Origin of the sequence: Nocardioides rotundus, from assembly GCF_019931675.1 — a bacterium.
GTDB classification, from domain to species: Bacteria; Actinomycetota; Actinomycetes; order Propionibacteriales; family Nocardioidaceae; genus Nocardioides; species Nocardioides rotundus.
Genome location: NZ_CP082922.1, coordinates 3,253,838 through 3,276,366, shown reverse-complemented (window position 1 = coordinate 3,276,366; position 22,529 = coordinate 3,253,838). Strand labels below are relative to the sequence as shown.

Annotated in this window: 21 protein-coding genes; 9 read left to right on the top strand and 12 right to left on the bottom strand. The window is 72.6% G+C overall.

The window, feature by feature from the left end; all coding sequences use genetic code 11:
• Positions 1–2: 2 nt before the first annotated feature.
• Complete coding sequence (locus K8W59_RS16180) at positions 3–236, bottom strand: YlcI/YnfO family protein (protein WP_317846281.1); 234 nt, start codon at positions 234–236, stop codon at positions 3–5.
• 40 nt (positions 237–276) lie between these two features.
• A complete protein-coding gene (locus tag K8W59_RS16175; RefSeq protein ID WP_223395976.1) occupies positions 277–1,188 on the bottom strand; it encodes an AEC family transporter in 912 nt (303 codons plus the stop codon).
• A gap of 47 nt (positions 1,189–1,235) precedes the next feature.
• Between K8W59_RS16175 and K8W59_RS16170 the strand changes: the two genes are divergently transcribed.
• Positions 1,236–2,156 carry a 2-hydroxyacid dehydrogenase gene (locus K8W59_RS16170; RefSeq protein WP_223395974.1) on the top strand — a complete coding sequence of 307 codons (921 nt, stop codon included), beginning with the start codon at positions 1,236–1,238 and terminating at the stop codon, positions 2,154–2,156.
• A gap of 2 nt (positions 2,157–2,158) precedes the next feature.
• On the opposite strand, the gene K8W59_RS16165 is transcribed toward K8W59_RS16170, so the two are convergent.
• Positions 2,159–3,391 (bottom strand): alpha-hydroxy acid oxidase, encoded by a 1,233-nt coding sequence (locus K8W59_RS16165; protein ID WP_223395972.1) that lies wholly within the window; start codon positions 3,389–3,391, stop codon positions 2,159–2,161.
• A gap of 98 nt (positions 3,392–3,489) precedes the next feature.
• Between K8W59_RS16165 and K8W59_RS16160 the strand changes: the two genes are divergently transcribed.
• Positions 3,490–4,614 carry an L-talarate/galactarate dehydratase gene (locus K8W59_RS16160; protein ID WP_223395971.1) on the top strand — a complete coding sequence of 375 codons (1,125 nt, stop codon included), beginning with the start codon at positions 3,490–3,492 and terminating at the stop codon, positions 4,612–4,614.
• On the top strand, positions 4,611–5,288 hold the full coding sequence (locus K8W59_RS16155) for a FadR/GntR family transcriptional regulator (protein WP_223395969.1): 678 nt from the start codon (positions 4,611–4,613) through the stop codon (positions 5,286–5,288). Before K8W59_RS16160 ends, K8W59_RS16155 begins: the two co-directional genes overlap by 4 nt.
• Before the next feature lie 14 nt (positions 5,289–5,302).
• On the opposite strand, the gene K8W59_RS16150 is transcribed toward K8W59_RS16155, so the two are convergent.
• From K8W59_RS16150 to K8W59_RS16120, 7 genes are all read right to left on the bottom strand, one after another.
• Positions 5,303–7,066, bottom strand: a complete 1,764-nt coding sequence (locus tag K8W59_RS16150; RefSeq protein ID WP_223395966.1) for a PHP domain-containing protein — start codon at positions 7,064–7,066, stop codon at positions 5,303–5,305.
• 103 nt (positions 7,067–7,169) lie between these two features.
• Positions 7,170–7,886 carry a sulfotransferase-like domain-containing protein gene (locus K8W59_RS16145; protein ID WP_223395965.1) on the bottom strand — a complete coding sequence of 239 codons (717 nt, stop codon included), beginning with the start codon at positions 7,884–7,886 and terminating at the stop codon, positions 7,170–7,172.
• A gap of 91 nt (positions 7,887–7,977) precedes the next feature.
• Positions 7,978–9,243 (bottom strand): glucarate dehydratase family protein, encoded by a 1,266-nt coding sequence (locus tag K8W59_RS16140; RefSeq protein WP_223395963.1) that lies wholly within the window; start codon positions 9,241–9,243, stop codon positions 7,978–7,980.
• On the bottom strand, positions 9,240–9,635 hold the full coding sequence (locus K8W59_RS16135) for a universal stress protein (RefSeq protein ID WP_223395961.1): 396 nt from the start codon (positions 9,633–9,635) through the stop codon (positions 9,240–9,242). Before K8W59_RS16135 ends, K8W59_RS16140 begins: the two co-directional genes overlap by 4 nt.
• A complete protein-coding gene (locus tag K8W59_RS16130; protein ID WP_223395959.1) occupies positions 9,632–11,155 on the bottom strand; it encodes a tripartite tricarboxylate transporter permease in 1,524 nt (507 codons plus the stop codon). The genes K8W59_RS16135 and K8W59_RS16130 overlap by 4 nt, the downstream gene beginning before the upstream one ends.
• A gap of 13 nt (positions 11,156–11,168) precedes the next feature.
• Positions 11,169–11,705 (bottom strand): tripartite tricarboxylate transporter TctB family protein, encoded by a 537-nt coding sequence (locus tag K8W59_RS16125; protein WP_223395951.1) that lies wholly within the window; start codon positions 11,703–11,705, stop codon positions 11,169–11,171.
• 29 nt (positions 11,706–11,734) lie between these two features.
• On the bottom strand, positions 11,735–12,733 hold the full coding sequence (locus K8W59_RS16120; RefSeq protein WP_223395949.1) for a Bug family tripartite tricarboxylate transporter substrate binding protein: 999 nt from the start codon (positions 12,731–12,733) through the stop codon (positions 11,735–11,737).
• 124 nt (positions 12,734–12,857) lie between these two features.
• Between K8W59_RS16120 and K8W59_RS16115 the strand changes: the two genes are divergently transcribed.
• The 6 genes from K8W59_RS16115 to K8W59_RS16090 all read left to right on the top strand — a co-directional run bounded on the left by K8W59_RS16115 (position 12,858) and on the right by K8W59_RS16090 (position 20,064).
• Positions 12,858–13,769, top strand: a complete 912-nt coding sequence (locus K8W59_RS16115; protein WP_223395947.1) for a LysR family transcriptional regulator — start codon at positions 12,858–12,860, stop codon at positions 13,767–13,769.
• Positions 13,770–13,933: 164 nt separating this feature from the next.
• Positions 13,934–15,244, top strand: a complete 1,311-nt coding sequence (locus K8W59_RS16110; protein WP_223395945.1) for an HNH endonuclease signature motif containing protein — start codon at positions 13,934–13,936, stop codon at positions 15,242–15,244.
• Positions 15,245–15,389: 145 nt separating this feature from the next.
• Positions 15,390–16,121 (top strand): hypothetical protein, encoded by a 732-nt coding sequence (locus K8W59_RS16105; protein ID WP_223395943.1) that lies wholly within the window; start codon positions 15,390–15,392, stop codon positions 16,119–16,121.
• Positions 16,122–16,313: 192 nt separating this feature from the next.
• The gene (gene kdgD / locus K8W59_RS16100; RefSeq protein ID WP_223395941.1) at positions 16,314–17,228 is read left to right on the top strand and encodes a 5-dehydro-4-deoxyglucarate dehydratase; all 915 of its coding nucleotides are present in this window, start codon (positions 16,314–16,316) and stop codon (positions 17,226–17,228) included.
• A gap of 23 nt (positions 17,229–17,251) precedes the next feature.
• Positions 17,252–18,745 carry an aldehyde dehydrogenase (NADP(+)) gene (locus tag K8W59_RS16095; RefSeq protein WP_223395939.1) on the top strand — a complete coding sequence of 498 codons (1,494 nt, stop codon included), beginning with the start codon at positions 17,252–17,254 and terminating at the stop codon, positions 18,743–18,745.
• Positions 18,742–20,064, top strand: coding sequence for an enolase C-terminal domain-like protein (locus K8W59_RS16090; protein WP_263283257.1), 1,323 nt, complete (start codon positions 18,742–18,744; stop codon positions 20,062–20,064). The genes K8W59_RS16095 and K8W59_RS16090 overlap by 4 nt, the downstream gene beginning before the upstream one ends.
• A gap of 2 nt (positions 20,065–20,066) precedes the next feature.
• On the opposite strand, the gene K8W59_RS16085 is transcribed toward K8W59_RS16090, so the two are convergent.
• Positions 20,067–21,281, bottom strand: coding sequence for an alpha/beta fold hydrolase (locus K8W59_RS16085; RefSeq protein WP_223395937.1), 1,215 nt, complete (start codon positions 21,279–21,281; stop codon positions 20,067–20,069).
• Between the two features lie 16 nt (positions 21,282–21,297).
• The gene (locus K8W59_RS16080; protein WP_223395935.1) at positions 21,298–22,476 is read right to left on the bottom strand and encodes an MFS transporter; all 1,179 of its coding nucleotides are present in this window, start codon (positions 22,474–22,476) and stop codon (positions 21,298–21,300) included.
• Positions 22,477–22,529: the final 53 nt, after the last annotated feature.

Genomic DNA, 22,529 nt, shown 5'->3' with positions numbered 1-22,529 from the left:
CCTCAGCCTTCGGTGACCGCGTTCGCGGCCGACCAGGCGACGAGGTCGTCGAGGTCGTCGGCCGCGCCAGCCTCGTCCAGGAGCTCGGCGTCGCGCTGCGCGGCCTGCCGTCGCATCTCCCGCTCGACAGCTATCGCGACCAGGGCGGCGCGGCTCGGCGCTCGCCCGCTGGCGACGCTGCGGTCGAGGAACGTCACCACCTCGTCGGGAAGCCGTACGGCGATCTGGGTGCTCATCACCCCACGCTAGCGCAATGAATCCCGAAATGGGATGCGCTCAACCGAGCATCAGTGCGATCACCAGTGCCAGCGGCAGCGAGGCGAGGGTGGTGATGAGGATCGTCTCCCGGGCCACGTCCTCGGCGACCCGGTAGCGGGTGGCGTGCAGGAAGATGTTCTGTGCACTCGGCAGCGCGGCGGTGATCACCACGCCCAGCAGCGCCCGCCCCTCGACGCCGAGGGAGACGGCGATCGCCCACGCGACCAGCGGCATCACGACCAACTTCAGCACGCTCGCCAGCGCGACCTCGCCGTTGTGGCCGGCGCGACCGACCGGCGGGCTCAGGCGCAGGGCCGCGCCGTAGGACATCAGCATCATCGGGATCGCGGCCCCGGCGAGCAGCTCCAGCGGCGCCATGACCGGCAGGGGCGGCTGCCAGCGGGTGATCGCGAGCACCAGGCCGATGACGGCGGCCACCGTGAGCGGGTTCATCAGCAGCCGGCGCAGCGCCGCGCGGACGCCGTCGCCGCGGCCGGTGTGGCGGTCCAGCACCACGAGCGCGGCCGGCTGGACCAGCAGCATCTGCAGCAGCAGGGTCGGGACGACGACGGTGATGTCGCCGACGACGTACGCGGCGATCGCGATGCCCAGGTTGCCCGCGTTGACGTAGGACGACGCCAACCCGCCGACCAGCAGGTTCGGCACGTCCACCCGCCAGCGCAGCCGCGCGATCACGACGTAGGCGACGAAGCAGACGGCCAGCGAGCCGCCCGACGCGATCAGGTTCCCCGCCGCGGCGTGCAGCCGCACGTCGCCGATGGTCACGATCATCAGCGCGGGCGTGGCCACGAAGAACGCGATCTCGCCGAGGGTGCGCTGGGAGTCGCGGTTGAGGATGCCGGTGTGCGCGAGCGCGGCGCCCACCGCGATCGCCACCAGGATCGTCAGGAAGCCGGTCAGCAGGCCCATCGGGCCCCCCGTGGACGGTGGTTGCCCCGCGCCGTCAGGATGAGGGGGTGAGCAACCAGACCCGAGTCGTCCAGCTGGGTGGGCTGATGCCCTTCGTCCGCGAGTGGCTGCAGGAGCGGTACGGCGCCCCGCGGCTCGACGACCTCTCCGACCCGGCCGGCGTGCAGGTCGCCGTCGTCGGCGGCGGCGCTCCCGCGGGTGCCGAGCAGATGGACGCCCTGCCGGACCTCCGGGCGATCGTGAACTTCGGCGTCGGCTACGACAACGTCGACGTGGAGGAGGCCTCCCGTCGCGGCGTCGTCGTGTCGAACACCCCCGACGTGCTCAACGACGCGGTCGCCGACCTCGCGGTCTTCCTGGTCATCGACGTGCTGCGCGGCGCCAGCGCCTCGGACCGCTTCGTGCGGCGCGGCGCCTGGGCGGCGGGGGAGCGGTTCCCGCTCACCCGCGACGTCCGGGGCGCCAAGGTCGGCATCCTCGGCCTCGGCCGGATCGGCACCGCGGTCGCGGAGCGGCTGCAGGTCTTCGGCGCCGAGCTCGCCTACCACTCGCGCAGCCCCAAGGACGCGTCGTGGACCTACCACGACAGCCCGACCGGGCTGGCCGAGTGGAGCGACGTGCTCGTCGTGCTCACCCCCGGCGGCGCCGGCACCGAGCACCTGGTCGACGCCGCGGTGCTCGACGCGCTCGGCCCCGAGGGATACCTGGTCAACGTGGCCCGCGGGTCCGTGGTCGACGAGGAGGCCCTGGTCGCCGCGCTGCAGGACGGCCGGATCGCCGGGGCCGGCCTGGACGTCTTCGCCGACGAGCCGCACGTGCCCGAGGCGCTGCTCGACCGCGACGACGTCGTGCTGTTGCCCCATGTGGGCAGTGCTACCACGCAGACCCGCGAGGCGATGGGGCGGCTGGTCCTCGACAACGTCGGCGCGTTCCTCGAGCGTGGCGAGCTGGTGACCCCGGTCGGCTGACCTCATCGGTCCCGCAGCCGCACGTGCGCGGGGGAGATGTCGGCCACCGTCGGCGTGCCGAGCATGCCCATCGCCCGCCGCATCTCCGCGGCGACCAGGTCGAGCGTGTGCGTCACGCCGCGCCCGCCGCCGACCATGAGGCCGTAGAGGTAGGCGCGCCCGAGCAGGACGGCCCTCGCCCCCAGGCCGAGGGCCGCCACGACGTCCCCGCCCGAGCAGACGCCGGAGTCGACGTACACCTCCGCGCGGCCGGCGACCGCGTCCACCACCTCGGGCAGCAGCTCCAGCGGCACCGGCGCCCGGTCGAGCTGCCGGCCGCCGTGGTTGGAGACCACGACCGCGTCGGCGCCGGCCTCCACCGCGGCGAGCGCGTCGGCCACCGAGAGGACGCCCTTGACGATCACCGGACCGTCCCACTGCTCGCGCAGCCAGATGATGTCGGAGGGGCGGATCGCCTGCTCGCGCAGCTCGTTCGACGCGCCCCACCGGCTGTAGGGAGAGCCGTCGGGGAAGGTCGCGAACCGCAGCGGCTCGGTGGTGAGGATGTCGGCGACCCACCGTGGGTGCCGCGCCATCCCGGCGAGCGTGCGCGCGGTCAACCGCGGCGGGATCGCGAAGCCGTTGAGCCGGTCCTTGCGCTTGAGCCCGGTGACGGTGGTGTCGATGGTGATCATCACCGCCTCGAAGCCCTGCGCCCGCGCCTCCGCCAGGTGCGCGCGGGTCACCGCGCGGTCCTTCATCAGGTAGACCTGGAACCAGTTCCGCCCCTCCGGTGCGGCCCGGGCGACGTCGGTGATCGAGGTCGTGGCATAGGTCGCCAAGGTGTACGGCGCCCCCGCCGTCGCGGCCGCCGCGGCCACGGCGCGCTCGCCGGACTCGTGCGACAGCCGGGTGTAGCCGGTCGGCGCCAGCACCACCGGAAGCGCGGCGGGCCGGCCCAGGATCGTGGTGGCGAGGTCGGGGTCGGCCACCATGCCGAACGCGGTGGGGCGCAGCTCGACCCGGGCGAACGCCTCGCGGTTCCGGACCAGCGCGACCTCGCCGTCGGAGCCCCCGGCGACGTAGTCCCAGACCGCGCCGGGCACCCGCCGCCGGGCGAGCCGCTCCAGGTCGTCCACGCTCACGCACCGGGCCAGGCGCCGCCGTACCGGATCCGGCTCCAGGGGACGGCGCTGCAGGAACGGGGCGACGTCGCGCCATCGCGGCACTCGGCGTCGCGTCGGGGTCGGGGTCATGGGGCGCCCTCCTCGGGCGGCGGGGCGAAGCGGGACTGGACAAGTCATGCGATGAGTTGCACACTCATCATACAAGTTTGCCGAGCCGGAGAGACACCATGACCACCCGCGACGCCATCCGCAGCCTGACCCTGTCCCACGTCGTCCTGCCGCTGGAGAGCCCGGTGAGCGACGCCAAGGTGCTCACCGGACGGCAGAAGCCGCTCACCGAGACGGTGCTGCTCTTCGTCGAGGTCGAGACCGAGCAGGACATGAGGGGCATGGGCTTCTCCTACTCCAAGCGAGCCGGCGGGCCGGCACAGTACGCCCACCTGAAGGAGATCGCCGACGTGGCGCTGGGGCAGGACCCGGCCGACATCGACCGGGTCTACCAGTCGCTGATGTGGGCCGGCGCGTCGGTGGGCCGCTCCGGTGTCGCCACCCAGGCGGTCGCCGCGCTCGACGTGGCGCTGTGGGACCTCAAGGCGCGGCGGGCGAACCTGCCGCTGGCCAAGCTGCTGGGCGCCTACCGCGACTCCTGCCGGGTCTACAACACCTCCGGCGGCTTCCTCCAGGCGAGCGTGGAGGAGATCAAGGAGAAGGCCACCGCCTCCCTCGATGCCGGCATCGGCGGGATCAAGATCAAGGTCGGCCAGCCCGACTGGCGCGAGGACCTGCGCCGGGTGGCCGCGCTGCGCGAGCACCTCGGAGACACCCCGTTCATGGTGGACGCCAACCAGCAGTGGGACCGGGACCGGGCACGGCGGATGTGCCGTGCGCTCGAGGAGCTCGACCTGGTCTGGGTCGAGGAGCCGCTGGACGCGTGGGACGCGGTCGGGCACGCCGACCTGTCACGGGTCTTCGACACTCCCATCGCCACCGGCGAGATGCTCACCTCGGTGCCCGAGCACATGGCGCTCCTCGACGCGGGATACCGCGGCATCGTCCAGCCCGACGCGCCGCGGATCGGCGGCATCACCCCCTTCCTCCGATTCGCCACGCTCGCCTCGCACGCGGGCCTGGCGCTCGCGCCGCACTACGCCATGGAGATCCACCTGCACCTCGCGGCGGCGTACCCCACCGAGCCGTGGGTGGAGCACTTCGAGTGGCTCAACCCGCTGTTCGAGGAGCGGATCGAGATCCGCGAGGGCCGGATGTGGGTGCCGGACCGTCCCGGCCTCGGCTTCACGCTGAGCGAGCGGATGCGCGGGCTCACGCGCGAGACCGCTACCTTCGGCGGGTGACCCAACCGCTCGCCCAGCGCGTCGTCGACGGGCTGAAGGACAAGATCCTCCGCGGCGACCTGCCGCCGGGCACGAAGGTGCCGTCGGAGACCGAGCTGACCGAGGAGTACGCCGTCTCGCGCACCGTGGTCCGTGAGGCGGTCACCCGGCTGCGGGCTGAGGGCCTCGTGGAGACCTTCCACGGCCGCGGCTCGTTCGTGCTCGCGGTGCCCGAGCCGTCCACCTTCACCCTCGAGGCCTCCGCGCTGCGCACCCAGCGCGACGTCCTGGCGATGGTGGACTTCCGTCTCGGCGTGGAGAGCGAGGCGGCCGCGCTCGCGGCCCGCCATCACGGTCCGGGGGACGACTCGGCCATCCGGGACGCGATGGACGAGCTCGGCCGGGCCGGGCACGAGGGCGCGGTGGAGGCGGACTTCGCCTTCCACCGGGCGGTCGCCGCCGCCACGGGGAACCGCTTCTACACCGACCTCCTGGACGCGCTGGGGCCGATGATGATCATGCTGCCCCGGACCCGCCTGGGGTCGGCGTACTCCCTCTCCGACGCCGAGCACGTCGAGCGGGTGCGCCGCGAGCACGACGCGGTCGCCGCCGCCGTCCTCGACGGCGACGCCGAGACCGCTCGCGCCGCGATGCGCGTGCACCTGGGGAACACCCGACGCCGGCTCGGCGGCTAGGGGCCGCAGGGCCCTCAGGTCACGTCGACGAAGACCGGGTTGGCGTAGAACCAGGTGTCGGTCCACGGGTCGGCGACCCCGAGGTCGCCGCCGTGCCGCAGCGGACCGGCCGGGTCCACGGGCGCGCCGTAGTAGCCCGGTCCGTTGCGGTTGCCGTCGGAGCCTCGGAGCCGGAGGTAGAAGGACTCCTGCACGTCGGTGAAGACGTGGCTCACGGTGAAGGTGCCCCGCCGGCCCGTGGTGTCGATCTGGCGGACCACCCGGGTCTGCCGGGCGCGCAGGGTGTCGCGGTCGCTCACCTTGCCGGTGATCGGACCGCTGATCACGTCCACGTGCGCGAGGCCGGGCACGATGCCCGCGAAGTTGGGGGAGTCGGTGGTGGTGACGTTGACCGACACCTCGACGTCCTGGCCGCGGCGGGCCCGGAGGCGCCCGCCGAGCGTCGTACCCGGGCCGCCGGAGGCGTTGCCCCAGCCGCGGCCGTTGCCCTTCCCGCGGCCGCGCCCCGCACCCGGCTGGAGGGCCCGGACCCGCACGTCGAGACCGGCGAGGAGGTGGCCGTGGTCGACCCACACCCGGCCGCGGCGCAGGGCGTCCATCACGCCGGTGTAGGACCGCGCGGTGACCCCGGTGTGGGTGCGGGAGAACTGCCCGGCCCAGTAGTCCGAGCCGTTCTGCGGCACCCCGGTGTCGACCGGATCCGGCCGCTTGCCGAGGACCGCCCAGCGGTCGAACTCGTTGGGCAGCGAGGCGTAGGGCTCCCCGGCGGGGTAGTCGCCGATCCGGTAGGTGTCGCGGACGGTGAGGTGGTTGTCGGAGTTGGAGGTGATCCAGAACGGCTTGCCCTCCGCGAGCATCGCGTCCCACATTCCGCCCACGGTGGCGGTCATCCAGTCGAAGCCGCCGTAAGGGCGGTACATGTCGGCGGCGTAGGCGGGGTGGGAGTCGGGCCGGGGAGCGTTGGTGTACTCGCCCCGCTGGTCGGTCGGGCGCGCGTAGGTGCTGATCGCCGACCCTTGCGACCCCGGCGCGCCCTCCATGCCGACCATCACCGCGGGGTCGGCGTCGCGCCACGTCCGCAGCTCGTGCGGGGAGTCGATGCCCAGCCGCATCGGGTGGTTGGCCAGGATCAGCGCGTCGTCCACGATCCCGCGGCGTCGCTGGTCGCCGAGCCAGGCGATCGCGGCGGCCGCCTTCGCCTCCCACTCCCGCGCCTCCGGTGACCCCGGGTTCGCCCGCTCCCACCCGTTGAGCTTGCCGTCCCAGGCGAGCTCGAACTGGCGCAGCACGTTGGCCGCCTCCGGTCCGGGAGCGACCAGCACGGTGGCGTGCTCGGCGGCGGGGATGTACCACTCGATCCCCTGGAAGATCAGCATCGAGCGACGCGCCCGCTGCGCTCGGATCTCCTCCAGGGAGGACGCGAGGCCCTTGTCCGCGTGCGCGAAGTTGGAGTGCTCGGTGAAGGCCAGCCAGTCCACGCCGTACTCCTGGGCATGGTCGAGCTGCTGGCGGATCGTGTACTTCGCATCGTGGGAGTACTGCGTATGCACGTGGTGGTCGCCGACCAGCCAGTCCAGGCGCGCCGGATCGCCCGCGGGCACGCGGGGTACGGCGCTGGCCCGGTCGGCCGGCAGGCCCGTGCTCCCGGCCGCGACGAGCGCGGCGCCGGCGGCGAGGATGCTGCGGCGCGAGGTGCCCATGGCCGTGAGCTCGGGTTCGGTCTCGGCGCGGAACTGGTCGATGTCGATCGGGGGAAGGTCGTCGTGGTGGCGGGACATCCGGTCCTCCTGGGTCGCTGGGAGAACGAGACTGCTCCGCTCCGGTGACTGGACGCCGAACGGTGGCCCACCACTGCGGCAACGCTCGGCTTCGTACGGCGACCTACCGGCCGATGGCGTGGGCGGCCAGGCGCTGGTAGATCGGCTCGGCGTGGGCGTACGCCTCGGCCTGGCGCGGCTCCTCGGGAGGTCCCGAGGCGGGGGAGAGCGGTGCGAAGCCGGTGCTGGTGGAGGACGACTCGTGCCACTCGCTCCACAGCTCCCAGTCGGCCTGCATGCCCGGCGGCCAGGTCAGCGCCTCGGGGTCGAAGGCGAGGTCCATCTGCTCGCACCACGTGCGGACGACGGCGGGCGGGTCGGCGCACAGCGTCTCCGCGTCGACCACGACCGGCTCCTGCCCGAGCCCGACCGTCACGTCGAAGGCACGGCCCAGCGCCTCCCACCCCGTCTCGTCCGGGGTGAAGTCCGGCCAGACCCGCGCCAGCGAGGGGATCGCCGCGGCGGGGTCGCGCACCATGAAGCAGTTGCGCCACTGGGCGAGGCGCTCGGGCGTGAGCTGCCCGGTCGCCTGGTAGGCCATGTCCTTCACGAACACCGGCGAGCTCTGGGCGGCGTCGTCGATCGCGGCCAGGATGTCGTCGACCGAGCTGTCCGGCAGGGTCTCGGTGTAGCGCGGCGACTGCCGGTCGGGCCCGAAGTAGTAGTGCCGGGAGAACGGCTCGTCGAACACGGTGTGGTCGCCCCGGGCGATCACCATCCGCTCGAACGAGGTCGAGACCGAGCGCGGGATGCTCCACAGGACCGTGACGGGGAAACCCATCGCCACATCGCATCACACTTGCGCTGGCGAGCCCACCCTTGCGCTGGTCGAGCCCGCGCCTTCGCTGGTCGAGCCCGTCGAGACCGATCCCTCACCAGCGCCGGGTGTTCGGCGTGAACCCCGGCTCGACCGTGCGCATGTAGACGGTGTCCTCGCGCCGGCGTACGTCGGTGCGCAGGTACTGCTCGTGCAGCAGCCCCAGGCGGTCGCGGTCCAGTTCCACGCCGAGACCGGGACCGGTGGGCACGGCGACCGAGCCGTCCACGAAGTCGAGCGCCCCGGGCGCGACAATGTCCTGGTCCTTCCAGGGGTAGTGCGTGTCGCAGGCGTAGGTGAGGTTCGGCGTCGCGGCCGCCAGGTGCACCATCGCCGCCAGCGAGATCCCGAGGTGGGAGTTGGAGTGCATCGAGAGCCCCAGCCCCCACGTGTCGGTGATCCCGCCGAGCTGGGCCGACCGGCGCAGGCCGCCCCACAGGTGGTGGTCGGACAGCACGACCTGCACCGCGTCCGCGGCGATCGCGGGCGGGAGGTGCTCGAAGGCGATCACGCACATGTTCGTCGCCAGGGGTACGGCGGTGCGCGCGGCCACCTGCGCCATGCCCTCGATCCCCGGTGTGGGGTCCTCGAGGTACTCGACCACCCCCTCCAGCCGGTCCGCGACCGCGACCGAGGTCTCCGGGGTCCAGGCGCCGTTGGGATCCAGCCGCAGTGGCATCCCCGGGAACGCCTCGGCGAGCGCCTCGATCGCCGCGCACTCCTCGTCCGGGGGAAGGACGCCGCCCTTGAGCTTGAGCGAGCCGAAGCCCCAGCCGTCGACCATCCGCCGCGCCTGGGCCACCAGCTGCTCCGGCGAGAGCGCCTCGCCCCAGGCGTCGGCGTCCAGCCCCGGGTGGCCGGCCCACTTGTAGAACAGGTACCCGCTGAACGGGACCCGGTCGCGGACCGCGCCGCCGAGCAGGTCGCTGACCGGCACCCCCGCCGCCCGGCCCTGCAGGTCGTGGCAGGCGACCTCGAAGGGGGAGTGCACGGTGTCCACCGCCGAGCTCACGTCCAGCATCCCGCCGAAGGACGCCCCCGCGCCGCCCGTCTCCCGCCCGAGCACGGCGGCGACCAGCCGTCGCAGGCCGTGGATGTCGTAGGGATCGTGACCGGGCAGGGCCTCGGCCACCGCGGTGAGCCGCGCCAGGTGGGTCTCGTCGGCGTAGGTCTCGCCGAGCCCGAGCAGCCCGTCGTCGGTGTGCACCTCGACGACCGCGCGCAGCGCCCACGGCTGGTGCACGCCCACCACGTTGAGCAGCGGCGGGTCGGCGAACGCGACCGGGGTGACCGCGACCCGGGAGATGCGGCTGGGGCTCACCGGGCGGGCTTCACGGCCAGGATCGGCACGTCCAGCTCGAGCAGCAGCCGCTGGGCGTCGCTGCCCATCACCAGCTTGCCGACCGGCGAGCGGCGCCGGATGCCGAGGACGACCATGCGGGCGTCGTACTGCTCGACGGCGGCGGTGAACGCCTCGAGCAGGTCCGCACCATGCTCGGGCTGGTCCAGGCTCGCGCGCACGCCGAGCGCGTCGGCGCGGGCGAGCACCTTGGCCGCCGTGTCCTCGTCGATCTGGTCGGTGTCGACGTGCTGGCCCCGCCGGGTGCTGTTGAGCACCACGACGGCCTCGTCGTGGGCGGCCGCCTCGGCCAGTCCGGCCTCCAGCGCCGCGTCGCCGACGGGCGTCGGGACGTAGCCGATCAGGATGGTCATCGCAGGGATTCCTCTCGCTCGGGCGCGCTCGCGATGGACGTACGGCGCCTCAGTCTGAGATGGGCCAGCCGCAGCAGCGGGAGCAGGGCGGCGACCAGGAACATCGCCAGGATGGTGCCGGAGATCGGCCGGGTGACGAATCCGAGCGGGTCGCCGTCGAAGATGATCAGCGCGCGGCGCACGTTGTCCTCCAGGATCGCGCCGAGCACGAACGCGAGCACCATCGGGCCGGGCTCGAAGCCGGTCTTCTTCATCAGGTAGCCGACGACGCCGAAGGCGATCATCACGAAGATGTCGAAGGTGGAGTTGTTGATCGTGTAGACGCCGAGCACCGTGATGAGGACGGTGATCGGCGCCAGGATCGCCGGCCGCACCCGCAGGATCCGGACGAAGATGCCCACCAGCGGCAGGCTCAGCGCGAGCAGGATCAGGTTGCCGACGTACATGGAGTTCACCACGCCCCAGAACAGGTCCGGGCGCTCCTCCAGCAGCTGCGGGCCGGGGGTCACGCCGAGCACCAGCAGGGCGGCGAAGAGCATGCCCATCGACGCGTTGGCCGGGATGCCCAGGGTGAGCAGCGGGATGAAGGAGGAGGTGGCGGCCGCGTTGTTGGCGGTCTCCGGCGCCGCGACGCCCTCGATCGCACCGCGGCCGAAGCGCTCGGGGGTCTTGGAGGTGCGCTTCTCGGTGGCGTACGCCGCCAGCGAGGACATCACCGCGCCGCCGCCCGGAAGCACGCCGAGGAAGAAGCCGATGACCGAGCCGCGGCCGATGGCGCCCTTGGCCTGGTTGAGGTCCTTCCGCGAGGGCCACACGTTGGAGACAGTGGCCGGCACGTGCGCCTTCCCGTGCCGCTCCTCGAGGTTGTAGAGGATCTCGCCGACGCCGAAGAGGCCCATCGCGACCACGACGAAGTCCAGGCCCTCGGCCAGCTGCAGGCTGTCGAACGTGAAGCGCTCGGCGCCGCTGAAGGTGTCCCGGCCGACCGTGGCCAGCAGCAGCCCGACCGCGGCGGCGATGAGCGCCTTGACCGAGTTGCCGCTGCCGATGGTGGCGATGAGCAGGACGCCGAGCAGCGCGAGGGCGGCGTACTCCGCGGGACCGAAGTCCAGCGCGAAGCTGGCGACCAGCGGCGCCGTCAGGCTGAGCGCGATGATCGCGACGGTGGCGCCGACGAACGAGCCGATGGCCGCGATGCCGAGCGCCGTACCCGCCTTGCCCTGCTTGGCCAGGGCGAACCCGTCGAAGACGGTGACCACCGAGGACGCCTCGCCCGGGAGGCGGAGCAGGACCGAGGTGATGGTGCCGCCGTACTGCGCGCCGTAGTAGATGCCGGCGAGCATGATGACCGCCGCGACCGGGTCGACGGTGACCACGATCGGCAGGAGGATCGCCATGGTGGCGGCCGGGCCGAGGCCGGGCAGGACGCCGATCAGCATGCCGATGACGACGCCGACCAGGCAGTAGAGCAGGTTCTCCGGCTGGGTGACGACGGCGAAGCCGTCCAGGAACGCGGTCATGACCGGCCCCCTCTCACAGCAGGTGGGGCAGCGGGATCCGCAGCCCGTAGAGGAACAGGAGGTAGAACGCCGCGACGGTGCCGACCGACACGACGATCGTGGAGCGCCAGGACTCGCCGCCGAGGAAGCGCAGCCAGATCACGCACAGCGCCAGCGAGGGAAGCTCGAAGCCGATGACCGGGATGAGCGCGCCGAGGCCGATGAAGGTGAGCACACCCACCAGCGGCAGCAGGCTGGTCCGGGTGAACCGCTCGTCGTCGGTGAGGCGCCGACCGGTCACGAGGAGCACCAGCGAGAGCGCCGTGATGACCAGCGACACCACCAGCGGCCAGAGGCCCGGTCCGGGCGCCCGGAGGGTGCCGAGGCCGTAGCCGTAGGAGAGCACCGACCCGGTGACGCCGATCGCCAGGGTGACCAGGGCTGCGACGGTCTGGTACGTCGGCCCGCCGGCCGGCGGCCGCTGCTCCTCCAGCTCCTGGGCGACCTCGGCCTCGAGCTCGGCCAGGACGTCCGGCTCGCCGCCGGGGGTCCGCTCGCGCTCGTTGCTCATCGGTCGGTCCTTCACACTCGTCCGGCTCATCAGCTCGCGTCGCCCAGGTCGATGCCGTACTGCTCGACCAGGTCGGCGTAGCGCTTCTTGTCCGACTCGACCTGCTGGACGACCTCCTCGCCACTGATCTCCATCGGGGTCAGCGAGTTCTGCTCGTTGAACTGCTTGTAGGCGTCGGTCTGGAAGGTCTTCTGCATCGCGTCGGCGATCGTGCTCTTCACGTCGTCGGGGGTGCCCTTGGGCGTGGTCATGAAGCGGTACTGGTAGACCTCGACGTCCAGGCCCTGCTCGGTGGCGGTGGGCACGTCGGGCAGGTAGTCGATCCGCTCGGGGCTGAAGACGGAGAGGGCGGTGAGCTTGCCGGACTCGATGTTCTCCCGGGCCTCGCCGACCTGCAGGCAGGCGGTGTCGACCTGGTTGCCCAGCAGCGCGGTGAGCGCGGGCGAGCCGCCGTCGAACGGCACCGGCTCGGAGTCGACGTCGGCGGTGGAGAAGGTCAGCGCGCAGGCGAGCTGCGACCCGGTGCCGACGCCGGTGGTGCCGTAGGTGATCTTCTGGTCGGCGTTCTTGATGTCGTCCAGGGAGGTCCAGCCGGTCTGCTTGTTCGTGACCATCACGTAGTCGTCGCGGGAGACGCCGCCGACCACGTCGAAGTCGTCCAGGTTGGTGACCTCGTCCGGGGACACCGCCAGCGGGGTGATCGCGAAGAGTGAGGCGTTCTGGATTGCGATGGTCGAGCCGTCGGGTGCCGCCTTCTGCACCTTTGCCGCCGCGAGCGCGCCGTTGGCGCCCTCGTTGTTGATCACCGGGAAGGACTGGCCGAGCTCGTCGGACAGGCCGGTCGAGACCGCGCGGGAGATCAGGTCGCTGGAGCCGCCGGCCGACGCGCCGACGTACATCTCCACCGAGCCGGACGGGTAGTCGCCCCCGCCCCCGCCGCCGGTGGTCGTCTCGACGCCGCCACAGGCGGACAGGGTGAGGGTCGCGGCGGCGGCCACGGCCGCGAGGCTCAGGTGCTGCTTGCGCATCGGGGACTCCTTGGGTTCTGGGCCCGAGAGGGGTGTGAGGCCCGACACTAGGTTCGGGCGATGATGCCCGTCCAAGCCCGATTTCGCATGGACTGATATACGTCGTGCATCGTAGGGTCGCGGCGTGCTCACCTTGGACCAGGTCCGCGCCTTCGTCGCCGTCGCGGAGGAGCTGCACTTCGGGCGGGCGGCGGAGCGGCTGCAGATGACCCAGCCGCCGCTCTCCCGCCAGATCCAGAAACTGGAGCGGACCGTGGGTGCCCAGCTGCTGGAGCGGGACAACCGACGGGTCGAGCTGACCGGGGCCGGGGTGGCGTTCCTCGACGAGGCCTACCGCCTGCTCACCCTGGTCGAGGGAGCCGGGGACCTGGCGCGGAGGGTGGACGCCGGCGCCGCGGGCGTCGTACGCATCGGTTTCACCGCCGTCTCCGCGATCTCCCTCCTGGGCCCGCTGCTGCGCCGGCTGGCCGCCGAGCTGCCCGACGTGGACGTGCTGCTGTCCGAGCGGGTGACCAACGCCCAGGTCGAGGGGATCCGCCGGGGCGAGCTGGACATCGGGCTGGCCCGGCCGCCCTTCGACACCGAGCTGCTGCGCTCGCGGGTGGTGTTGCGCGAGCCGCTCATGGCGGTCGTGCCGGAGGGCTCGCCGCTCTCCGGGCTGGGCCGCCCGCTCACGCCGGCCGACTTCGAGGGGCTGGCGGTCATCGGCTATCACCCCGACCAGTCGCGGTACTTCCACGAGCTGACCGTGCGGTTCCTCGCCAACGCGCACCCGCGGATCGAGCAGCGGGTGCACCAGGTGCTCACCGCGATCCTGCTGGTCGCTGCCGACCGGGGCGTCGCGCTCGCTCCCGCCTCCGCCGCGTCGCTGGGGGTCGCCGGGGTCGCGTTCGTCCCGCTCGACCACGGGGGCGGCGACACCCGCCTCGACGTCGACCCCGAGCGCCCGGTCGAGCTGCACGCGATCTGGTCGCGCGAGGCCGTCACCCCGGTCGTACGCCGGGTGCTCGGGGTCGTGGAGAGCGTCGCGGGCTGAGGCCCACGGGCGCCCGGTGGTCGAGCTGCTGTCGGTGGTCGAGCTTGTCGAGACCACCCGGGTCGGGACGGTTTGGCGCCCGTTACCTGATCGTGACCCGGATCGGTGTGGATGAGGGTCGTTTGCCGGGTGGGAGTGTCGGTGGCGCCTGGAAGAGTCCGGGTATGTCGACCAAGCCGCTGCATCCGAGCCACCCGGTGGCCGCTGCGGTCGCGCGCATCGAGACCGAACTCTCGCAGGCGGCCGGGGTGCCGGTGTGGTCCATGGCCGCGGAGGAGGCCGGGGAGGTGTTGGAGGCGTTGACCCGGGCCCGGGCGCAGGCCGATGCGCTGTTGTTGCGGGTGCTGCGCCAGGCCGAGTCGGTGGAGACCGGTCTGGAGACCGGCGCGACGTCGACGACGAACTGGTGGGCCCACCGGATGCGGATGGTCCGCCGCGACGCGCACGCGCTCCGGCGGTTGGCGACCCAGGTCGAGGCCCACCCCGCGGTCGCCGAGGCGTTGGAGTCGGGTCGGATCCTGACCGACCAGGCCCGCGCGATCACCGAGGCGTTGGAGCAGGTGCCGGAGGATGCGGAGGCGTGGGTGCTGCCCGCCGCCACGGAGCGGATGCTGGACCTGGCGGCCGATCACGACGCCAAGGACCTGCGGGTGCTGGGGCGGCGGCTGTTGGAGGTGGTCGACCCCGCGGCCGCGGACGCCGAGGAGGCCAAGCGTCTGGAGGCCGAAGAGCGCGCCGCGCGGGAGCGGGTCGGGTTCGGGATCCGGGACTCCGGTGACGGCACCATGCGGGGCTGGTTCACCCTCCCCACGGCGCAGGGGGAGATGCTGCGCCGCCAGGTCCACGCGATCGCCTGGTCCAAACACACCACCCAACCGGCACAGCCCGCAGCTGGACACAGCGACCACGACGCGGACGCCGTGGACGGTGCGGTCGACCCGGTCCAGGCCCAGCGGCACCGGCCGCTGTCGCGCACGGGGCTGGGTGAGGCGTTCTGCGAGCTGATCGAGTCCCGCCCCGCCGACACCCTCCCCACCAGCGGCGGGATATCCGCGACCGTGGTGGTGACCATGGAGCTGGAGACCCTGCTGGGCGGGTTGAAGGCAGCATCCCTGGACACCGGGTCCAAGATCACCGCCGGCCAAGCCCGACGCCTGGCCTGCGAGGCCGGGATCATCCCGATCGTCCTCGGCGGACCCTCGGTGGTGTTGGACATGGGCCGCCGGCGCCGGTTCCACACCCCCGCGCAACGGATCGCCATGGGTGTCCGCGACGGCGGCTGCTCCGCCGCGGGCTGCGACATGCCCGCCGACAAGTGCCAGGCCCATCATGAGACACCGTGGTCGAAGGGCGGCTCCACCAGCGTGAAAGACGGCCGGTTCTACTGCCCCTCTCACCACCAGATGATCCACGACCCCGCCTACCAGCACCACCTCGACAAACACGGCAAAGTCCGCTTCACCCGACGCACGTGAGCAGCCACCTACCGACGAAGACTGGTCTCGACAAGCTCCACCAGCGGAGAGGAGTCCACGCGACCCGTGTGAAGACGGCTGGGCGGCATCCGGCGCCTGCAGTATGGAAGGCGGTACTGTCGGGGCGGTCCGCGGAGGTCAAGTAATGGTTCGACAGGTCTCAGGCAGTACCGACGAGCAGGCTCTCGCTCGTTTCCTGCGCTGGTACCGCAGGCCCGAAGTTGGCGGGCATGCGCTACGCAAGGAGCCGCGCCCCTCCAGTTGGAATCGGGCCACGGACCCGGACCAAGTCAGACTCAGAGAGTATCTGGACGACACGGCGGAGCTCATCGCCGATTCGGCAGCAAACAGCGCTCCCTGGACGTTGGCACTGAACGTCGGTCTCCCGGCGGGCCGCTCCCTTCACGCAGCTGCCGACCTCGACAACTACGGCCTTCCTGTGGCGAGCCGGTTGCGCAACGGTCACCTGGTTTCGGTCTGGTGCGCCAAGCGTCATGCCGCCGTGTCAACCATTGCCGCCGAGCCTGCTGAGGAGACCTCCAGCCCGGCAGACGTCCATGCCGTTCGCACGAGCGTGGCTGCGGACACCAGGGCTTACAAAGAGAAGGTCCGCGACGCCGTGAGCACGGCCGATGAGCTGCCCGAGGGTGACGTGCAACTGCAGATCGCCTTCGCAACTGGACCGGGTCGGAACTGGCTGAATCTGTGGAAGCCCACGATCGATGCATTGGATCCGATCCTGGGGCGAAGCCAGCCCGAGCGGGAGTGGCATCCACAAGACGGGCGGATCGTGGATCTCGGGCTGCACGTCCATCAAGACGTGTCGCTCGTTCATGACGTGGTGATCGGCATCGCCGCGCGAACGCAAGCCGATTGACCGTCCGGGAGGGGCGATCCTGGTGAAAGCCCCCGCGCCGTGTGCAGAAATGCACCCGCCCGGGTGCGGAGGCCGATGGGCGTGGGGAGTGATACCCGGAGGGCATCAGCCAATCCAAAATCGGGCTTGGACAGGCATCGTGCACCGTTCCTAGCGTGTGGGCATCGCCCGCCACCAGTGAAGGAACGCGACGTGACCGACTACAGCCCCACCGACCTGGCCGCCCAGCTCAAGAGCGGGCTGCTGTCCTTCCCGGTCACCCACTTCACCGACGACCTGGAGTTCGACGAGGCGGGCTACCGCAAGCACCTGTCCTGGCTGGCGGAGTACCCCGTCGCCGGGCTCTTCGCCGCCGGCGGCACCGGCGAGGGCTTCAGCCTGACCCTGGAGGAGACCGACACGGTGGTCCGTACGGCGGTCCAGGAGGTCGCGGGCGCCGTACCCGTCATCGCGTCGGCCACCGGCAACACCAAGAACGCGATCACCCAGGCCCAGGCGGCCGAGGAAGCGGGCGCGGACGGGCTGCTCCTGATGCCGCCGTACCTCACCGAGGCGGGCCAGCGCGGCCTGGTCGAGCACGTCAGCCAGGTCTGCGCCGCCACCGGCCTCGGCGTGGTCGTCTACTCCCGGGCCAACGCGGTCCTGCGCGACGTCTCCGTCGCCGAGGTGGCCGACCGCAACCCCAACCTGATCGGTTTCAAGGACGGCGTCGGCAACGTCGAGCAGATGACCCGCACCTACGCCCGCGTCGGCGACCGGCTCACCTACATCGGCGGGCTGCCCACCGCGGAGACCTTCGCGCTGCCGCTGCTCCAGCTCGGTGTGAGCACCTACTCCAGCGCGCTGTTCAACTTCCTCCCCGGCTGGGCGGTCGAGTTCTACGAGGCCGTGCGCGCCGAGGACCGCGAGGAGGTCTACCGTCGGCTCAACGAGTTCGTGATCCCCTACCTCGACATCCGTGACCGGACCCCCGGCTACGCGGTGTCGATCGTCAAGGCCGGGCTCGCCGCGATCGGCCGCCCCGCGGGGCCGGTCCGGCCGCCGCTCACCGACCTGAGCCAGGAGGAGCAGGACAACCTGCGCGAGCTCATCACCCGAGTCTCCTGACCCGAACCGGAGAGGTTTCCCCCATGACCGAGGCCACGTCCATCATCGCCGGCACCGAGCAGCCCACCGCCGACGTCGCCGCCGCCTGCGCGGCCGCCGCGGAGGCGTTCGCGACCTACCGCACCACCACTCCCGACCAGCGCGCCGACTTCCTGGAGACGGTCGCCGCGGAGATCGAGGCCGACAAGGAGCCGATCATCGAGGCCGCCGTCCGCGAGAGCGGCCTGCCCGAGGCGCGCATCACCGGCGAGGTCGGTCGTACCACGGGCCAGCTGCGGATGTTCGCCCGCGTCGTGCGCCAGGGCGACCACCTCGGCGTCCGGATCGACCCCGCGATGCCCGACCGCGAGCCGCTGCCGCGCCCCGACATCCGGCAGCGCATGGTCCCGCTCGGCCCGGTCGCCGTCTTCGGCGCCAGCAACTTCCCCCTCGCGTTCTCCACCGCCGGCGGCGACACCGCCTCCGCGCTCGCGGCCGGCTGCCCGGTGGTGGTGAAGGGCCACCCGGCGCACCCGGTCACCGGCACTCTGGTCGCCCGCGCGATCGTCCGGGCCGTCGAGCAGGCCGGTCTCCCGGCGGGCGTCTTCTCCTTCGTCCTCGGCGGCACCGAGACCGGCCAGGAGCTGGTCCGCGACCCGCGGATCACCGCGGTCGGCTTCACCGGCTCCCGGCGCGGTGGTCTCGCCATCGCCCAGACCGCGGCCGAGCGTCCGGTCCCGATCCCGGTCTCCGCCGAGATGTCGGCGATCAACCCGGTCGTCGTCCTCCCCGGCGCGCTCGAGCGGGCCGACATCGACGCGCTCGCCACGGCGTACGTCGGCAGCCTCACCCTGGGCGCGGGCCAGTTCTGCACCAACCCGGGCCTGATGTTCCTCCCTGCCGGGGAGGCGGGCGACGCCTTCCTGCGCGCCGCAGGTGCGGCGGTCGCGGAGGCCACCGGCCAGCAGATGCTCACGCCGGAGATCGCCGAGGCCTACCGCAGCGGCGCCGCCACCCTGCGCGAGCTCGACGGCGTCCGCGTCGTCGGGCAGGGCAACGAGGGCGGCGAGAACGCCCCCGCCCCGCAGGTCGTCGAGTCCAGCGTCCTGGAGGTGCCGGTCACCGACGAGGTGTTCGGCTCCGCCGGTGTCGTGGTGCGGTACGACGCCCTCGAGGACCTCCTGCCGCGGCTGCGCGGCCTGGAGGGCCAGCTGACGGCGACCGTGCACGCCGACGCGGACGACGACGGCGACGTCGAGCTCGCGCGCGAGCTGCTGCCCGTGCTGGAGGAGAAGGTCGGCCGGATCCTCTTCAACGGCTGGCCGACCGGTGTCGAGGTGGGCCACGCGATGGTCCACGGCGGCCCCTACCCGGCCACGTCCGACGCCCGCACCACCAGCGTCGGCAGCCTGGCGATCGAGCGCTTCCAGCGGCCGGTCGCCTACCAGGACGTGCCGGAGGCGCTGCTGCCCGACGCGGTCCGCGACGCCAACCCGTGGGGCCTGACCCGCCGCGTCGACGGGACGCTCGAGACGTGACCGCCACCATCGCGAAGGTCGAGGTCGTGCCGGTCGCCGGGCACGACTCGATGCTGCTGAACCTCAGCGGCGCGCACGGCCCGTTCTTCACCCGGAACCTCGCCATCGTCACCGACTCCGAGGGTCGCGAGGGCGTCGGCGAGGTCCCGGGCGGCGAGGCGATCGCCGCCACCATCGCCGACGCCGCCGACCTGCTCGTCGGCCGGCCGGTGCTGCGCTACCGCTCGCTGCTGCGGGAGGTGGCGACGGCGTACGCCGACCGCGACGCCGGCGGCCGGGGCCTGCAGACCTTCGACCTGCGCACCACCGTGCACGCGGTGACCGCGCTGGAGTCCGCCCTGCTCGACCTGGCCGGTCAATCGCAGGGTGTCCCGGTTGCGGAGCTGCTCGGCGACGGCCAGCAGCGCGAGACGGTGCCGATGCTGGGCTACCTGTTCTACGTCGGCGACTCCGACCGCACCGACCTGCCCTACCTCCGCGAGCCGGCCGGCGCCGACGACTGGGAGCGGCTGCGACGCGAGGAGGCGCTGACCCCCGAGGCCGTCGTACGCCTCGCCGAGGCCGCCCGCGACCGCTACGGCTTCGCCGACTTCAAGCTCAAGGGCGGCGTGCTGCCCGGTGAGGAGGAGGTCGCCGCGGTCACCGCGCTGCACGAGCGCTTCCCCGACGCGCGGATCACCCTCGACCCCAACGGCGGGTGGCTGCTGGCCGACGCCGTCCGGCTGCTGCGCGATGCCGGCGACGTGCTCGCCTATGCCGAGGACCCGTGCGGCGCCGAGGGCGGGTTCTCCGGTCGCGAGGTGATGGCGGAGTTCAAGCGCGCGACCGGGCTGCGGACGGCGACCAACATGATCGCCACCGACTGGCGGCAGATGGCGCACGCGGTGCGGACCGACGCGGTCGACATCCCGCTGGCCGACCCGCACTTCTGGACCATGGCCGGGTCGGTCCGGGTGGCCCAGCTCTGCCACGACTTCGGGCTCACCTGGGGCTCGCACTCCAACAACCACTTCGACGTGTCGCTGGCGATGTTCACCCACGTCGGCGCGGCCGCGCCGGGGGAGATCACCGCGCTGGACACCCACTGGATCTGGCAGGACGGACAGGGCCTCACCGTCGACCCGCTGCGGATCGAGGGCGGCGCCATCCGGGTGCCGACCGAGCCAGGCCTGGGCGTGACCCTGGACCGGGACCGGGTGGCCGAGGCGCACGAGCTCTATCGAGCGCACGGCCTCGGCGCGCGCGACGACGCGGCGGCGATGCAGTACCTCGTGCCCGACTGGGCCTTCGACCCCAAGCGGCCCTGCCTGGTGCGCTGACCTCAGAGCCCCTTCGCCAGCCCGATCAGCCGGTCCAGCACGCTCTCGCCGGAGGTGCGCAGCCCGTTGTGCTCGTGCTCGTTGGTGATCCACGGATGCACGCGCGGCAGCAGGCCGGCGGTGCGCAGCGACAGCTCGCGGTCCACGAACGCGTCGTCGTAGTAGACGCACGCCGCCACGGGTACGTCGGCCCGACGCAGCGCCTCCTCGTCGTAGAGCCGGGGCCACTCGTGCGCCGCCAGGAGGTCCGCGAGGTCGGCGTACTGACGCAGCGCGCCCCGCTGCTCGAAGTGCCACGGGTAGATGTGCTCGCCGGTCAGCAGCAGCTCGTCGGCCTCGAAGTCGTCGGGCCGGACCCGCTGTGCCGACCAGCCGCTCGCGCCGCCGTCGGTGCAGGAGGACTCGTGCAGGAAGGTGTAGATCGGGTTGCGCGCGCTGAAGGGGAGGAGCGCGTGCACGTCGTGCGCGAACGCGGGCGCCATCGGGTCGAGCTCGAGCAGGAAGTGCAGCCGCTCCGCGCCGCCGTCCATGCCGAGGTTGCTGCCGATGGTGCGCAGCAGCTCCGGCGTCAGGCGATCGCCGCCGGGGAGGGTGATCGCGCCGTCGCGGGCCAGGTCGAGCGCGGCACGGAAGCGGTCGCGGTCGCCGGGGTGACGGTCGAAGTAGCGCTGCGACTTCTCCCGCATTACCGCGTAGGTCGCCGAGTAGACGGTGTCGGCGGGCACCCCGACGGCCGGCAGCCCGCCGGTGATGTGCACCGCGGCGAGGCTGTCGGGGGCCAGGCAGAGGTACGTCGTGGAGGTGAAGCCGCCGAAGGACTGGCCGAGCAGGCTCCACCGATCCGCGCCCAGGTGCTCGCGCAGCAGCTCGCAGTCGCGGACGATCGCGTCCGCGCGGTAGTGGGTGAGGCGCTCGGCCTTCTCCTGCACCGTGTCGCCGGGGATCCGGTCGATGCCGCCGATCGGCGTGGAGCGCCCGGTGCCGCGCTGGTCGAGCAGGATCAGCCGGAAGTCCCGCAGCGCCCTGTCGATCCAGGCCGGCTGGTCCCACGGGTTCGGTCGAGGGCTCTCCGAGCCGGGCCCGCCCTGGAGGTAGACGAGGAACGGCAGCGTCTCCCCGCCCTCGCGCCACACCTCGCGGGCGTAGAGGCCGATCGTCTCGCCGCCGGGGTCGGCATGGTCGAGGGGCACGTCGATGCGATGGTCGCGACGGGGCATGTCGCGATCATCCCACTCAGCGCTGGAGCGTCTCCGGCGCCGCCAGCCACAGGGGTACGGCGAGCAGGCTGACCGCCGCCGTCGCGCCGAACGCCCATCCGTATCCCGCCGCGTCCGCGACCAGCCCGACCAGGATCGGGCCGAGGATCGCTCCCGCGTCCTGGGACATCTGGAAGGTGCTGAGCACCGTGCCTCCGCTCCGGTCGGTTCCGATGACGTCCGCGACGCTGGCCTGCTGGCCGGGGTTGACCATGCCCGCGCCGACGCCGCTGAGCGCGGAGAGGGCGAGCAGCACCGGCAGCTGGTGGGCGATGCCCATCGGCGCGAACGCGACCGCGGTGACGACCAGGCCGCCGAGGATCAGCGGTCGACGGCCGATGCTGTCCGCGCCCCGGCCGGCGAGCTGGAGGGTGATCGCGGTTCCCGCTGCGGCGACGGCGAGCGCCACCCCTGCGACCCAGGGGGCGTCGTGGACGGCGACCACGAGCTGGGGGAGCACCGCCACCCGCACGCCGAAGTTGCACCAGCCGTTGGCGAAGCCGGACCCGAGCGCGGCCCGGTAGGCGGGGTGGGTCAGCGCCTCCCGCACGTGCATGGGCGCGCGCTCACCCCCGGACTCGGTGGCCGGGCGGAGCCGGGCCCCGGAGAGGCGTACGGCGACCACCGTGGCCGCCGCCACCAGCGCGACGGCGTACGCGATGAACGGCACCCGCAGGCCGAAGCCGGCCAGCGCACCGCCGAGCACCGGCCCGAGCATGCCGCCGATGAGGAAGGCGCTGGCATACATCGACGAGACCCGGCCGCGCAGGCGCGGCGGGGCGAGCCGGACCAGCAGCGCCATCGCGGAGACGGTGAACATGGTGGAGCCGATGCCGCCGAGGCCGCGCAGCACGAGCAGCTGGGCGTAGGACTGCGCGAACGCGGTCGCCAGCGAGGATGCGGCGACGATGAGCAGGCCGGTCAGGTAGACCGGCCGCTCGCCGAGCCGCTGCACGAGCGCGCCCCCGGCCGGGGCGAAGACCAGGCGGAAGAACGCGAACGCCGAGACCACGACCGACGCGGCCGCCACGCCGACGTCGAAGCTGCGGGCGTACGCCGGCAGCACGGGGCTGACCAGGCCGTAGCCCACCGCGATCACGAACGCCGCGGCCACCAGCACCCGGATCTCACCGGGGATCTCCGAGCGCCGCGCCACGTGCCCGAGCCTAGGTGGCCGTCCCGACCCGGATGACAGTCCATCCCAAAGTC

Excerpts from the sequence above, each read along its gene's own strand:
- K8W59_RS16165 (WP_223395972.1), bottom strand. The coding sequence starts at position 3,391 with ATGACCCCGACCCCGACGCGACGCCGAGTGCCGCGATGGCGCGACGTC.
- K8W59_RS16105 (WP_223395943.1), top strand. The coding sequence starts at position 15,390 with ATGGTTCGACAGGTCTCAGGCAGTACCGACGAGCAGGCTCTCGCTCGT.
- K8W59_RS16120 (WP_223395949.1), bottom strand. The coding sequence starts at position 12,733 with ATGCGCAAGCAGCACCTGAGCCTCGCGGCCGTGGCCGCCGCCGCGACC.
- K8W59_RS16110 (WP_223395945.1), top strand. The coding sequence starts at position 13,934 with ATGTCGACCAAGCCGCTGCATCCGAGCCACCCGGTGGCCGCTGCGGTC.
- K8W59_RS16175 (WP_223395976.1), bottom strand. The coding sequence starts at position 1,188 with ATGGGCCTGCTGACCGGCTTCCTGACGATCCTGGTGGCGATCGCGGTG.
- K8W59_RS16145 (WP_223395965.1), bottom strand. The coding sequence starts at position 7,886 with ATGGGTTTCCCCGTCACGGTCCTGTGGAGCATCCCGCGCTCGGTCTCG.
- K8W59_RS16150 (WP_223395966.1), bottom strand. The coding sequence starts at position 7,066 with ATGTCCCGCCACCACGACGACCTTCCCCCGATCGACATCGACCAGTTC.
- K8W59_RS16095 (WP_223395939.1), top strand. The coding sequence starts at position 17,252 with ATGACCGAGGCCACGTCCATCATCGCCGGCACCGAGCAGCCCACCGCC.
- K8W59_RS16085 (WP_223395937.1), bottom strand. The coding sequence starts at position 21,281 with ATGCCCCGTCGCGACCATCGCATCGACGTGCCCCTCGACCATGCCGAC.
- K8W59_RS16160 (WP_223395971.1), top strand. The coding sequence starts at position 3,490 with ATGACCACCCGCGACGCCATCCGCAGCCTGACCCTGTCCCACGTCGTC.
- K8W59_RS16180 (WP_317846281.1), bottom strand. The coding sequence starts at position 236 with ATGAGCACCCAGATCGCCGTACGGCTTCCCGACGAGGTGGTGACGTTC.
- K8W59_RS16135 (WP_223395961.1), bottom strand. The coding sequence starts at position 9,635 with ATGACCATCCTGATCGGCTACGTCCCGACGCCCGTCGGCGACGCGGCG.
- K8W59_RS16130 (WP_223395959.1), bottom strand. The coding sequence starts at position 11,155 with ATGACCGCGTTCCTGGACGGCTTCGCCGTCGTCACCCAGCCGGAGAAC.
- K8W59_RS16125 (WP_223395951.1), bottom strand. The coding sequence starts at position 11,705 with ATGAGCAACGAGCGCGAGCGGACCCCCGGCGGCGAGCCGGACGTCCTG.